The organism is Chryseobacterium sp. ON_d1 (assembly GCF_006829085.1).
Lineage (GTDB): Bacteria > Bacteroidota > Bacteroidia > Flavobacteriales > Weeksellaceae > Chryseobacterium.
Genome location: NZ_BJTC01000012.1, coordinates 39,298 through 52,830 on the forward strand (window position 1 = coordinate 39,298; position 13,533 = coordinate 52,830).

Consider the following 13,533-nt stretch of genomic DNA (forward strand, 5'->3'; position numbering starts at 1 on the left):
TTAATTCGTAAATTTGTTCAAAGATAATGATAAAAAATGTCAGAAGAATTTGAAATCCGGAATAAAGTTGCTGAAAGCGGCCTTATCAATTTTGACCTTACCACTTTACTGCCAAAAGGGGAAAGAAAGGGTATTGACCTTAAAGATTTCCTTTTTCAGGAAATGATCCTGAAAGAAAAAGATTTCCGTGAAAAGGTTGATGCTATCGATACTGAACAGTATAAAGACGCTTATATATACATTTATAATTCTGTAGACACTATTATTCCGCTTTGGGCTTATTTTGTTTTAACCGCAAAACTTACGGATGCGGCAAAAAAAATAGTTTTTGGAAGCCGTGAAGATCTTGAGGTTATTTTAATGCACAATGCTATCCAGACTCATGATTTTGAGGAAATGAGAGGAAAAAGAGTCCTGGTAAAAGGCTGCTCAGATAAAGAGATCCCGGAAAATGCCTATATAGAATTGGTAGAACAGCTAAAACCTGTTGTAAAATCGCTGATGTTCGGTGAAGCCTGCTCTAATGTTCCTATTATTAAAAATTAAAGCCCACTGAAATACTCCTTTAAACTTTAACAATAATTATGAAGGACGGTGATTTTGTGAGGCATATTTTTTGATAACTTTGGTTACTTAACATTAATAAACACAAAAATGAGTTTAATTGACCTACTTACAGGGAATACGGGCAACCAGCTTGCTGAACAGGCTGAAAACAAATTCGGAATCAGTAAAAATCAGGTAATTGCTTTATTAGCGGTAGCTGCTCCTCTTATTATTTCTTACCTTAGAAACAAATCTCAGGATTCTAAAGAAGCGGAAGCTTTAAATAATGCTTTAGATAAAGATCATAACGGAAGCATCCTAAACGACGCTTCACAAATTGAATCAAGACAGGCTGAAGGCGGATCTATTCTTGATCATATCTTTGGAGGACAAAAAAGTACTGTTGAAAACCAGCTGTCACAAAACACTGGAATTTCAATAGACAAAATAGGTCCTATTCTTGCTATGCTGGCACCAGTTGTAATGGGATACATCGGACAGCAAAAACAGCAAAATAATGTAAGTGCAGGTGGCTTGGGTGATCTTTTGGGAGGAATCCTTGGAAATGCATCCAATCAGGCGCAGGCCCAGCAGTCCAATCCTTTGAATGACATTCTTGGAAGTGTTCTTGGAGGTGGCGGACAATCCCAGTCATCCGGAAATCCCCTGAACGATATACTTGGAAGTGTATTGGGTGGCGGAAACCAACAGCAAGGTGGCGGAGGCCTAGGCAGTATCCTCGGCAATATTTTAGGAGGTAAATAATTAATTTAATTTTCATAAAAAAGACCGGAGATCTGATCTTCGGTCTTTTTATTTGATTACTTTTTTGTTTTTTCTGCAGAAGCTGCAAATGATTTCGAGGCCTTTCTCGGTCTTCTTTTACCATAGCTGCCGGAATGAATTTTTCCTCTTCTTGATTTTTTATCTCCTTTTCCCATAGTAATATGTATTGGTTATCATACGAATTTAGAAAATACCTTGTTAAAATCCAATTAATGAAGCTGTTAAAATTTTATAAATTAAAAAGGGAAGCCGTAAGAGGGAGGCTGGAAGTTGCTATCAGTTCACTATCTTTATTATTGATCTTTAAATCAATTATTCTTAAAAACAATTTGTGTATTTAGTACTTGAGTACTTCCTTATTCCATCTTCCAGCACTCAGCTTCTTAAACTTTTATCGTTTTCCACTTTCCCTTCTTAAACAGAATAAATGCGACTACTGTAATCAAAGTTTCTGCGGCCGGAATTGAAATAAAAACTCCTTTGGGGCCCATGCCAAGGTGCTTAGAAAGAAAATAGGCCAGAGGGATCTGAAACAGCCAGAACCCGAAAAGATTCACCCAGGTAGGAGTCCAGGTGTCCCCTGCTCCATTGAATGCATTGATCATTACCATTCCGATTCCATAAAAAATAAATCCGGTACTCATAATCTGAAGCGCATTTTTGGCAAAATCCTTGATAGCCATTTCCTGAGTAAAAAAACCGACTAAAAAATTCCCCATAAAAATAAATATAAGGCTCACCACCAGCATAAAGATAACATTATATTTCACTGTTTTCATTACTGACTGTTCCGCTCTCGTCATTTCATTCGCTCCCATATTCTGCCCTACCAGAGTGGAAGCAGCGTTACTCAGTCCCCAAGCCGGAAGCATAAAAAACATCATCAGCCTTAAAGCGGTCTGATAACCGGCTGAAGCATTCTCTCCTCCTGTAGTGGCCACAAGTTCTGCAAGGAAGATCCAGCTGCATGAGGCGATAACAAACTGAAAAATTCCGGGGGTTGCTATTTTGACAATGGATTTGATTAATTCATAATTCGGTTTAAAATAATGAATCCTGATACGAATCTGAGTATCTGCAATCAAAAGATGATACAACTGATATATGACTCCAATACTGCGTCCTATGGTGGTTGCCAGAGCCGCTCCCATCAATCCCAAAGCAGGAACAGGACCAAGACCTTTTATCAGAACCGGACAGAGAATAATATTGGCAATATTTGCGATCCATAAGCTTTTCATTGCAATCATCGCATTCCCGGCGCCTCTGAAAATACCATTGATTAAAAATAAAAGCATAATAACCGTACTGCTTCCCATCATAATTCTGGTGAAATTTTTTCCATATACCGCAGCTTCAGGTTTAGAACCCATCAGAATCAGAATTTCTTCTGCATAGATGACTCCCAATAAACTTAAAACAAAAGTAATAGCGAATGAAACCAGCAATACCTGCGCCGCACTTCTGGAAGCCTGTTCAGGGTTTTTCTCACCAATTCTTCTTGCTACCAAAGCCGTTGCTGCCATACTCATCCCAATCGCAATAGAATACATAACAGAAAGTACAGATTCGGTAAGCCCTACAGTTTGAATTGCAAAACCACTTTCTTTCAGATGACCGACAAAATACAGATCAACAAGTGCAAATACAGATTCCATAGCCATCTCCAGCATCATGGGAATCGCTAAAAGCAATACAGCACTTCTGATATTCACTTTTGTAAAATCAGTTTCTTCGCCGCTGAAGGCTTTTTTCAAAAACTCAACATATTTTGTCATTTCGCAATTAATAATTTATATAATCCCAAAAATACAAATCCAATTATTAGCAAAACTTAGCAATTGGTAATAAAATTTAATTTAGATTTGTATATTCTTAAAAATTATTCTTATGAAAAAAATAATCTCTACTACCTTTCTATTGGGAATGCTACTCACTGCGGGTATGCTTTCTGCTCAGGAACTGACTCAGGAAAAGATGAAAGCCATTTATTCTGATGATGTAGCAACATTCAAAAAGCAGTTTACACCAGGAGATTACAACAAATGCTTCACCATTGGAAATCAATCGTATTCACCCCTTGGTTTCAGTATAACTTCTGATAGAAGAAACATTATCCGATTCCTTTTGGACAATAAAGCCAATGTTAATAAAAAATGTCAGAACAGAACACCACTGGAAGTAGCTGATGACACCAAAGGTAGTGAAGAAGTAAAGAAAATTCTGATCGAAAGAGGTGGTAATAGAAATTAAAAAATCTATAAACAATATATGAAACTTCCGAAAGGGAGTTTTTTTTATTTATAAAACCTGCAAAAATCTTATCTTTGCCAACGAAAAATTCAAGGTTCGGAATTGGACCTTAAACATTGAACTTTAAACAAATAATTATGTTTCGATCACACACCAACGGAGAGCTATCTCTGAAAAATCTGAATGAAGAAGTTACACTATCAGGATGGGTACAGACCATCCGTGATAAAGGATTTATGATTTGGGTAGATCTTCGAGATCGTTACGGAATTACCCAGCTGGTTTTTGACCAGGAGCGTTCTTCAGCACAGTTGATGGAAGAGGCTAAAAAACTGGGCCGTGAATTTGTGATTCAGGCTACCGGAAGAGTTATTGAGAGAGTAAGCAAAAATCCTAATATTCCAACAGGAGAAATTGAAATTCTGGTAGAAAAACTGACAATCCTGAATGATTCTCAGCTGCCTCCTTTTACCATTGAAGATGAAACTGACGGTGGTGAAGAATTAAGAATGAAATACCGTTATCTGGATATCAGAAGGAATCCGGTAAAAGATAAACTGATCTTCCGTCACAATATGGCACAGAAAGTAAGAAATTATTTGTCTGACGAAGGTTTCATTGAAGTAGAAACTCCTGTTCTGATCAAATCTACTCCGGAAGGGGCAAGAGACTTCGTGGTACCAAGCAGAATGAATCCGGGACAGTTTTATGCATTGCCACAGTCTCCACAAACATTCAAACAGCTTTTGATGGTAGGTGGAATGGATAAATATTTCCAGATTGTAAAATGCTTCCGTGATGAGGATTTAAGAGCCGACAGACAGCCGGAGTTTACACAGATCGACTGTGAGATGGCTTTTGTAGAGCAGGAAGATGTTATGAATGTATTCGAAGGAATGACCAAAACTCTTTTAAAAGATATTACAGGTCAGGAATTCGGGGATTTCCCAAGAATGACATTCGCAGATGCGATGAGAAAATATGGGAATGACAAACCTGATATCCGTTTCGGAATGGAGTTCGTAGAACTGAATGAGCTGGTAAAAGGAAAAGAGTTTAAAATATTTGATGATGCTGAACTGGTTGTCGGAATCAATGTAGAAGGATGTGCAGACTATACAAGAAAACAGATCGATGAACTTGTTGACTGGGTAAAACGTCCTCAGATCGGTGCTTCAGGAATGGTTTGGGTAAAATTCCAGAATGATGGAGTAAAGACCTCATCAGTGAACAAATTCTATAATGAGGAAGATTTAACAAAAATCATCGAAAAATTCGGAGCAAAAGAAGGAGACTTAATGCTGATTCTTTCCGGCAATGAAAATAAAGTAAGAGCCCAGCTTTCAGCCTTGAGAATGGAGCTTGGAAACCGTTTGGGATTAAGAAAAGGAAATGAGTTTGCACCACTGTGGGTAGTTGATTTCCCTCTATTGGAGTGGGATGAAGATACAGAAAGATACCACGCCATGCACCACCCATTCACGTCTCCAAAGCCAGAAGATATCCATTTACTGGAAACTGACCCTGGAAAAGCAAGAGCCAATGCTTACGATATGGTTCTGAACGGAAACGAAATCGGAGGAGGTTCTATCAGAATTTTTGATAAAGATCTTCAGTCTAAAATGTTTGATTTATTAGGATTTACCAGAGAAGAAGCTGAAGCGCAGTTCGGATTCCTTATGAATGCCTTCAAATACGGAGCGCCACCGCATGGAGGTCTGGCATTCGGGTTTGACCGTTTGGTAGCTATTCTTGACGGAAACGAAGTCATCAGAGATTATATCGCTTTCCCTAAGAACAATTCAGGACGAGATGTAATGATCGATGCGCCTGCTTCGATTGCTGATGCACAGCTCGACGAATTAGAATTACAATTGAATTTAAAAGCATAAATATAAAGCGGGGTATTTGCCTCGCTTTTTTTATATACTAAATTTCACCACACTTCATTAATTTGTTAATAGAATAAACTTTTATGCTGGTATAAAGTAAGGTTTTGGCCAGCATATCAAATACCGGTGAAATAACTTAGTTTAAAATCTGATAGTAAAAATTAATACAAAAACAGGAAATCACCGAAATTAATACATGTTTAAAATAAAAACACAATAAAACAATCATTATATTATGTTATACACAAGCATAATATTTTATTAATATATTTACGGCATACAGCTGAATTATAATGAAGACTTAATCAAAACTTAGGAATTGGTTTATTTTTATAATCTTTTGCGTAGGGTAATAATATAGCTGTTCATATTTTACAACCTGATCACCAAACCAAAATTAAATAATATGAAAAGCAAACTATTTCTATTATCAGGATGCCTTGTTTTGGCCCTGAACTCGTGCAGGTCGGACATTGAAAATACGCAAACAGATTCAATGGAGCCAACAGCACAGAATTTAGCCAATGCAAAAATTCACAAATTATTAATCGACGGAAAATACACGTACATTAATGAAGTAAATGGAGAATATTTTTATGCAGAAGATATTACGATCAGCCCCGAACAGTTTAACACATTAAAGGTGAAGGCTGATCCTGGAGCATCAACAGCTCAGAAAAGCACCATTGTAAGCTCCTTTATTAAGACATGGCCTGACGCAACAGTCTATTATACGCTACCCAGCCAGGGCAGTATGAGCACTCAGAATTATAATACGTTCCTTACCAATATCAACAAAGCGTTTGATTTGATTTCTTCTCAAACCAGTGTTCAGTTTGTAGAACGCACCAATCAAACAGAATACATTACCTTTACGTATACAACGAGCAACAGTTCTCCACTTGGATGGCAAAAGAACAGAGTCAATGGTATTAAAATTTATAATATTACTTATCCCGCAATTATTGCTCACGAAATAATGCATTCTATGGGAATCATGCATGAGCAATGCCGCCCAGATAGAGATCAGTACATTATTGTAGATGTTAACAAAGCTGTAGAAGGAAGCCGTCACAACTTCAATCTTTATAATGATTACGCAGGATATGGTGCATTTGATTTCGGTTCAGTCATGATGTATCAGTCTACGGATTTTGCCATTGACCCAAGTCAGCCTGTAATGACTAAGCTGGATGGATCCACTTTTACCAAGCAACGAACAGGTCTGTCTGCCGGTGATTATGCAGGAATAAATCATTTGTATGGACCTGTGAATGCCACTTCTGCAATCAACGGAACTTATACAATCAAAACAGCTTTAGCGAATGATAAAAATGTAGATATTTCCGGAAGTTCCACTACAGATGGCACCAGTATCATTCTGTATTCAGCTTCTACAGGGAATAACCAGAGATTTACTTTCAGCAAATCAGACCATGGATACTATATCATCAAATCTATATTAGATCCAACAAAAGTATTAACCGTAAAAAGTAACGGGACAACGAATGGAACAGCAGTTGAATTAAGAACCAATTCTAGTACGGATGCACAGAAATGGTTATTATTCAATCTAGGAAATAATGGATTTGGATTCGCTCCCAAGAATGCGCCAGCACTGAGATTAGAGGTAAAAAATGGATCAACAACCAATCTCACCCCTATTGTCATTGGCACTACAGACCAAACGGTTCAGCCTTCCACAAAACAACGCTTTATCCTTACAAAAGTTAACTAAACTTTTTTATACCAATAAAGAGATTAGAAAACAAACTTTCCAAGAATAATTCAGAACGAGATGTAATGATTGACGCGCCTGCTTCTATTGAGGATGCACAGTTTGCTGAAATGGAATTACAATTGAATTTAAAAGCATAAATTTAAAGCGGGGTACTTTCCTCGCTTTAAATATTTAAACGAAAATTCGACAGATGAATAAATCAGAGGAAAAAACGAGTAATCCGATCCCGAAAAACAAAAAATGGACGCCATGGACCATTGCAATCACCATCATTGGATTGGTTGGCCTTTTTTCCTTATTTCACGGGATCGGCTATTCAAAATATAAAGATAGTTTAGATTTTAAAGCAGGTTATTTTGTAATCGGAATTCTTATTCTTGCTCCTGTTTATTATTATATTCATACTATTATAGAAAGTGAAAAAGGATTTCCACTAGAAAATTTCAATAAAGATCTGATCATTCAGGATATAAAACGGTACAAAATCTGTGGTCATGTAGATTTGAGAAATGCTATGATAGAAAATTTTGTTTTTGGTGTAGGGAAAGATCAAAATGATTATGTTAATATTTCTTACAACAAAACAGACATTGAATTTATAAAAACCAAAATCACTGTAGAATACACTGAAGAAAACTCTATCCGCCGTTTACTTACAGCATATACCAATGTTGATAAAATAACTTTAAAAGAAATTTTTAAGAATCAGTACTCTTCAACAACCGTATACTTTGACAAATATATTCCCGGACATTATTATCTTGATCTGGAGTTCCTGCAAAACTGAAAAAAATAAAAGCGGAAACTCAATCCCGCTTTCTTATCTGTAAAAAATTATTTCATTTTTAGCATCTGCTGCCTTCCAGGACCAGTCGAAAGATAAGCCACCGGAATCTCTAATTCTGCTTCCAGAAATGATAGAAAATCATTCACTTCTTTTGGCAGCTCTGAAGGACTTTTCATAACTGAGAAATCAGCATTCCAGCCAGCCATCTTTTTCAATACAGGCTTAGCATTTTCAGGCAGTGTTGAAGCACTCGTTTCGACAGTCCCATCTTCCAATTCATAATGGGTGCAAACCGCCACTGATTTCAAGCCACTCAAAACATCTGCTTTAGTCAGAACCAGCTGAGTAACCCCATTGATCATTACCGCATACCTTAAGGCAGGCAGATCAAGCCATCCTATTCTTCTTGGCCGGCCTGTGTTGGAACCAAATTCATTCCCTTTCATTCTGAGATCATCTCCAAATTCATCTAAAAGTTCCGTTGGAAAAGCACCATTTCCCACACGGGTACAATACGCTTTCGCTATTCCGTAAATATCACCGATCTTTTTCGGTGACACACCTAAACCACTACTCGCCCCTGATGCTGTTGTTGAGGATGACGTTACATACGGGTAAGTACCGTGATCAATATCCAACATCGCTGCCTGAGATCCTTCTGCCAATACTTTTTTACCTTCGGATAAAGCTTTGTTAAGATAAATTTCAGTTTCTGTACACTTGAATTTTTTAAGGAATTCCACCGCATCAAAAAATTCTTTACTGATCTCTTCTAAGGCAGGCAAAACAATCATACCTTCTTCTTTCAGCATTTTGTACTCTCTATCAAGAATCTGCTGCGCCCTGCTTTGAAAATCTGATGAAAATATATCCCCTACTCTCAGGTTCTGTCTTAATATTTTGTTTGAATACGCCTGGGCAATTCCATTTTTTGTAGTTCCGATCGTAGTATACTCAGGACTTTGTTCCATAAAAATATCCAAGAGCTTATGCGTTGGCATTACCAGGTGCGATTTTTTGGAAATAATAATATTGTTTTCCGGCCGAATGGTTTCGTCAAATACCTGAAGATTCAGAATTTCTTTTTTAAAACTTACAGGATCAATCACCGTTCCTGTTCCGATCACATTCTGTACCTCTTCCATAAAGATTCCTGAAGGAATCATTTTAAGGGTTATTTTCCGCCCTTTTCTCTCTATACTATGCCCAGCGTTAGCTCCGCCATTAAAACGGGCTGTAATGTCATAATTTTCACTGATCAGATCAATAAACTTTCCTTTACCTTCATCTCCCCATTGTAATCCTAATACAATATCCATATTCGTACTTTAATTTTTATAGGACAAAGCTATGACAGTCAATAAGAAAGACCATTGTCATTTGGCAAAAAGAAAATTCTGTTGTACAATGTATTGACTAAGATTGGAAAATTTGCCTGGAAGCGCTCAAACACATCACCTTATCACTCTCTAACTTATACCTAAACTATATTTCTTCTGATGCGGCTGAGAGACGAAGGAGTAACGCCCAAATAGGACGCCAGCATAGACTGTGGAACCCTGTTGGCAAGGCCCGGATAATGATTTAAAAAATGAATATAACGGGATTTAGCATCCTGGTTCAGCATGATACTTGCCACCTTCAGTTTATTCTCTACAACAAAGGCGTGGATCCTTGCAAACAAAACCGGCCATACCGCGATTTTCTCTTCCAGAATTTTAAAATGATTAAGATCGATCACCAATAGTACTGCATCGGTAATCGCTTCAATATCTTCATGGGCAGGAAGCTGATCGGTAAAACCTTGAAAGTCTCCTATAAACCTCCCTTCATAGATGAAATACCGGGTAAAATCATCTCCCTGTTTGTTATAATATAAAGAACGAAAGACTCCCTCTTTCACAAAAGCAATTCTTTGACTTACCTTCCCGGCTTCTACAAAAGGTTCCCCTTTCTTTACTGTGATTTCCTGAATTCCTTCAGCAATCAGAAGTTCATCCTGAGGATTAAGTATTCCGAATTTTTTGATATAAGTAAAAAGCTCTTCCATATTTTATAACCGCAGATTACGGAAATATAAAGGTATAAAAGTCGCTGGTAAAAACAATTGTCTTTTGGTAACAAAAGTTTATAAAAGGTACCACATAAGTTTCCGGCGGCATATTAATTGCTTGATTTTTAAAAACGTAAGACAATGAAAGCAATTTGGAACGGCGCCATTGGCTTCGGTTTAGTCAACATTCCCGTTAAAATTTACTCTGCAACAGAAACCACAAAACTGGATCTCGATATGCTCGATAAATCAGACTTTTCCAATATCCGGTTCAAAAGAGTCAATGAAAATACAGGAAAAGAAGTAAAATGGGAAAACATCGTTAAAGGTTACCTCATGGACGACAAATATATCGTTCTTGATGAGGAAGATTATGAAGCGGCAAGCCCTGAAAAGACAAAAATACTTTCTATTGACCAGTTCGTCAAAGAAGAGGAAGTAGACAGTGTTTATTTTGAAACCCCTTATTATCTGGAACCCCAGAAAAATGGAGAAAACGCTTACAGGCTTTTATTGAAGGCTCTTGAAAAAACAGGTATGGTAGGCATCGGAACATTTGTACTTCGTGACAGCGAAGCTATCGGAATGATACGTCCATACAACGATGAGATTCTGGTCCTGAACCGCTTAAGATTTGACCAGGAAATAAGAAATTACACAGACTTAAAAATCCCTGCTCAAAAAGCCCCGAAACCTGCAGAGCTCAAAATGGCAGTAAACCTGATAGAACAGCTTTCCCAGGAGTTTGATCCCGCTATGTATAAAGATACCTATTCTGATGAACTGATGAAGATCATCAGGCAGAAGGCAAAAGGCAAAAACATAAAAGCGAAAAAAGCCCAGCCTGCACACGAAGGTAAAGTGATTGACCTCATGGCACAGTTAAAGGCCAGTCTGAACAGTTCCAAATCCAAATCCGCATCATAATGGCACTTAAAGATTATCATAAAAAACGAAAGTTCGATGAGACCAGCGAACCTAAAGGAAAAACAAAGAAAAGTAAGGATAAGCTTATTTTTGTGATTCAGAGGCATGCCGCCAGCAGACTTCATTATGACTTCCGCCTTGAAATGGAAGGGGTACTGAAAAGCTGGGCCGTTCCGAAGGGACCATCATTAGACCCAAAAGACAAACGTCTGGCGATGATGGTAGAAGATCATCCCTATGATTACAAAGATTTTGAAGGAAATATTCCCGAAGGAAATTATGGTGCAGGACAGGTAGAAATCTGGGATAGCGGAACATATGAGCCCTTGGAAGAAAATTCTAAACTTTCTGATGACAAAGAGCTGCTGAAAGAATTGCATGCAGGTTCCTTAAAATTCATCCTGCATGGTAAAAAACTGAAAGGAGAATTTGCCCTGGTCAAAATGAAAAATACCGATGAGAATTCATGGCTGCTTATCAAACATAAAGATGAATTTGCAGAAAGCCCTTATGACGCTGAAGAGAATACCTCTCCAAAATCTCTGGTCACTCAATTTTTAGAGGAAAAAAAAAGCCTAAAAATAAAGGAAAAAAAGAAGTCATAACGACTGAGAAACCTTTCAGAAGTTTTAACTCTTTAACAAACGAAAAAAAGCTTAAGGCTTATATCAAACCGATGCTGGCCAAACTTTCGGACGAAGCCTTCAATGATAAAGACTGGATCTTCGAAATAAAATGGGACGGCTACAGAGCTATTGCAGATCTCACTCATGAAGCTCCACTATTCTATTCCCGGAACGGAATTCCATTTTTATCAAAATTCAATAAAATCAGCCAGGATTTTGATAAGCAGAAATATCAAATGATTCTGGATGGCGAAGTTGTCGCCTATGACGAACAGGGAAAGCCCGATTTTCAACTTTTACAACAAATCGGAGACAACCCCGCAGCAGCCCTTGTTTACCAGGTTTTTGACCTCCTCTGGCTGAACGGTCATTCTACTGAAGAACTTCCGCTCATTCAGCGAAAGGAACTTTTAAAAGAAGCTTTAATTGAAACTGATACGATTAAATATTGTGACCATATTCCTGAAAAAGGGATTGAGTTTTTTGCACAGATGAAAAAAATGCAGCTGGAAGGTATGATTGCAAAGCGGGCGGACAGTTTATATATTGAAAACCACAGAACCAGTGACTGGCTTAAAATAAAATTTTCAAATACTGAAGAAGTAATTATTTGTGGTTTTACAGAACCGAGAGGATCCCGTGAAAGTTTCGGGGCATTGATACTGGGGAGATATATTAATCAAAAGCTTACGTATTGCGGCCATACAGGTACAGGATTTAATAAAACGTCTTTGAAAGAGCTTTATCAAAGACTTGAGAAATTAATTGTACAATCCTCCCCTTTCGAAAAAACCCCTAAAACCAATATGCCTGTAACCTGGATCAAGCCGGAACTGGTATGCGAAATCAAATATTCTGAGATTACCCGGGACGGAATATTCAGACATCCTGTTTTTATAACCGTCAGAGAGGATAAAGGACCAGAAGATATTAAGGAATCATCCTTCACCGAAAAACCTAAAGAAATGAAGACAAAAACATCATCTAAAAAAACTGAAAATTCTGAAAAAGAAAAGGAGATCACATTAGATAAGCATAAAGTTAAACTGACCAATCAGGACAAGATCTATTTTCCTAAAGAAGATATTACGAAGGGAGATGTTATTGACTATTACCAGTCTGTGGCGACTTATATTTTACCTTATCTAAAGAACCGTCCTCTTTCTCTGAACCGTTTTCCGAACGGAATTGAGAAACAGGGATTCTATCAGAAGGATGCAGGGGACACCATACCGGATTGGATAAAAACCACGCAGGTATATTCTGAATCGAATGACAAATACATTGATTATATTTACTGTAATGATAAAGCAAGTTTGGCCTATCTGAATAATTTAGGATGTATTGATATGAATCCATGGAACAGTTCACTTCCTGACCTTGAACATCCTGATTATCTTGTTTTGGATCTTGATCCATCAAAGAAGAATACATTTGATGATGTCATTGAAACTGCTCTTCAGGTGAATGAAGTTTTACAAGCTATCAAAATAAAAGGCTACTGTAAAACTTCCGGAAGCACCGGTATTCATATTTATATTCCGATGGGTGGTAAATATGATTTTGACCAGGTAAAAGACTTCGCTCATATCCTGATGAAACAGGTGAATGAAAGACTTCCTAAACTCACTACTTTAGAACGAAGTCTTCAGAAAAGAGATACCCAAAAAATCTATCTCGATTATCTGCAGAACAGAACAGGTCAAACTCTGGCAAGCGCCTACAGCTTAAGACCCAAGCAGGGAGCCTCAGTCTCTATGCCTTTGGATTGGGATGAACTGAAACCTGGGCTGAAACCTGCAGATTTTAATATTAATAATGCTCTGGACAGAATCAAAGAAAAAGGCGATTTGTTCAAACCAGTCTTGGGTAAGGGAATTGATATGATAAAAGCTTTGGAGTTGCTGCAGAATATTGAATAA

The 13,533-nt window shown here is 37.6% G+C and carries 13 protein-coding genes; 9 read left to right on the forward strand and 4 right to left on the reverse strand.

The features are described 5' to 3' along the window. The first annotated feature begins 36 nt into the window (after positions 1-36). A complete protein-coding gene (locus tag CRS_RS18365; RefSeq protein ID WP_142725429.1) occupies positions 37-546 on the forward strand; it encodes a DUF2480 family protein in 510 nt (169 codons plus the stop codon). A gap of 108 nt (positions 547-654) precedes the next feature. Further along, the gene (locus CRS_RS18370; protein WP_142725430.1) at positions 655-1,311 is read left to right on the forward strand and encodes a DUF937 domain-containing protein; all 657 of its coding nucleotides are present in this window, start codon (positions 655-657) and stop codon (positions 1,309-1,311) included. Positions 1,312-1,367: 56 nt separating this feature from the next. Here the strand turns inward: CRS_RS18370 and CRS_RS18375 are convergent, their stop codons facing one another. Beyond that, positions 1,368-1,487: a 30S ribosomal protein THX gene (locus CRS_RS18375; protein WP_142725431.1), complete on the reverse strand. Its 120-nt coding sequence runs from the start codon at positions 1,485-1,487 to the stop codon at positions 1,368-1,370. Between the two features lie 228 nt (positions 1,488-1,715). Beyond that, positions 1,716-3,110: an MATE family efflux transporter gene (locus CRS_RS18380; protein ID WP_142725432.1), complete on the reverse strand. Its 1,395-nt coding sequence runs from the start codon at positions 3,108-3,110 to the stop codon at positions 1,716-1,718. A gap of 112 nt (positions 3,111-3,222) precedes the next feature. Here CRS_RS18380 and CRS_RS18385 point away from each other — a divergent pair, with 112 nt between their 5' ends. The 4 genes from CRS_RS18385 (at position 3,223) to CRS_RS18400 (ending at position 8,005) form a co-directional block, all read left to right on the forward strand. Further along, positions 3,223-3,585, forward strand: a complete 363-nt coding sequence (locus tag CRS_RS18385) for an ankyrin repeat domain-containing protein (protein ID WP_142725433.1) — start codon at positions 3,223-3,225, stop codon at positions 3,583-3,585. Positions 3,586-3,722: 137 nt separating this feature from the next. Beyond that, positions 3,723-5,477 carry an aspartate--tRNA ligase gene (aspS, locus tag CRS_RS18390; RefSeq protein WP_142725434.1) on the forward strand — a complete coding sequence of 585 codons (1,755 nt, stop codon included), beginning with the start codon at positions 3,723-3,725 and terminating at the stop codon, positions 5,475-5,477. Between the two features lie 406 nt (positions 5,478-5,883). After that, positions 5,884-7,215 carry a M12 family metallopeptidase gene (locus tag CRS_RS18395; protein ID WP_142725435.1) on the forward strand — a complete coding sequence of 444 codons (1,332 nt, stop codon included), beginning with the start codon at positions 5,884-5,886 and terminating at the stop codon, positions 7,213-7,215. A 193-nt stretch (positions 7,216-7,408) separates the two neighbouring features. Beyond that, positions 7,409-8,005: a hypothetical protein gene (locus tag CRS_RS18400; RefSeq protein WP_142725436.1), complete on the forward strand. Its 597-nt coding sequence runs from the start codon at positions 7,409-7,411 to the stop codon at positions 8,003-8,005. A 47-nt stretch (positions 8,006-8,052) separates the two neighbouring features. Here CRS_RS18400 and CRS_RS18405 read toward each other — a convergent pair whose 3' ends face one another. Continuing rightward, on the reverse strand, positions 8,053-9,324 hold the full coding sequence (locus tag CRS_RS18405) for an adenylosuccinate synthase (protein WP_142725437.1): 1,272 nt from the start codon (positions 9,322-9,324) through the stop codon (positions 8,053-8,055). 161 nt (positions 9,325-9,485) lie between these two features. Then, a complete protein-coding gene (locus CRS_RS18410) occupies positions 9,486-10,055 on the reverse strand; it encodes a Crp/Fnr family transcriptional regulator (RefSeq protein WP_142725438.1) in 570 nt (189 codons plus the stop codon). Between the two features lie 144 nt (positions 10,056-10,199). On the opposite strand from CRS_RS18410, the gene CRS_RS18415 reads away from it, so the two are divergent. The 3 genes from CRS_RS18415 (at position 10,200) to ligD (ending at position 13,533) form a co-directional block, all read left to right on the forward strand. Continuing rightward, entirely contained in the window at positions 10,200-10,985 is a 786-nt protein-coding gene (locus tag CRS_RS18415) for a Ku protein (RefSeq protein WP_142725439.1), read from the forward strand. Further along, entirely contained in the window at positions 10,985-11,590 is a 606-nt protein-coding gene (locus tag CRS_RS18420) for a DNA polymerase ligase N-terminal domain-containing protein (protein ID WP_142725440.1), read from the forward strand. Before CRS_RS18415 ends, CRS_RS18420 begins: the two co-directional genes overlap by 1 nt. A gap of 71 nt (positions 11,591-11,661) precedes the next feature. Beyond that, positions 11,662-13,533, forward strand: a complete 1,872-nt coding sequence (gene ligD / locus CRS_RS18425) for a DNA ligase D (protein ID WP_142725441.1) — start codon at positions 11,662-11,664, stop codon at positions 13,531-13,533.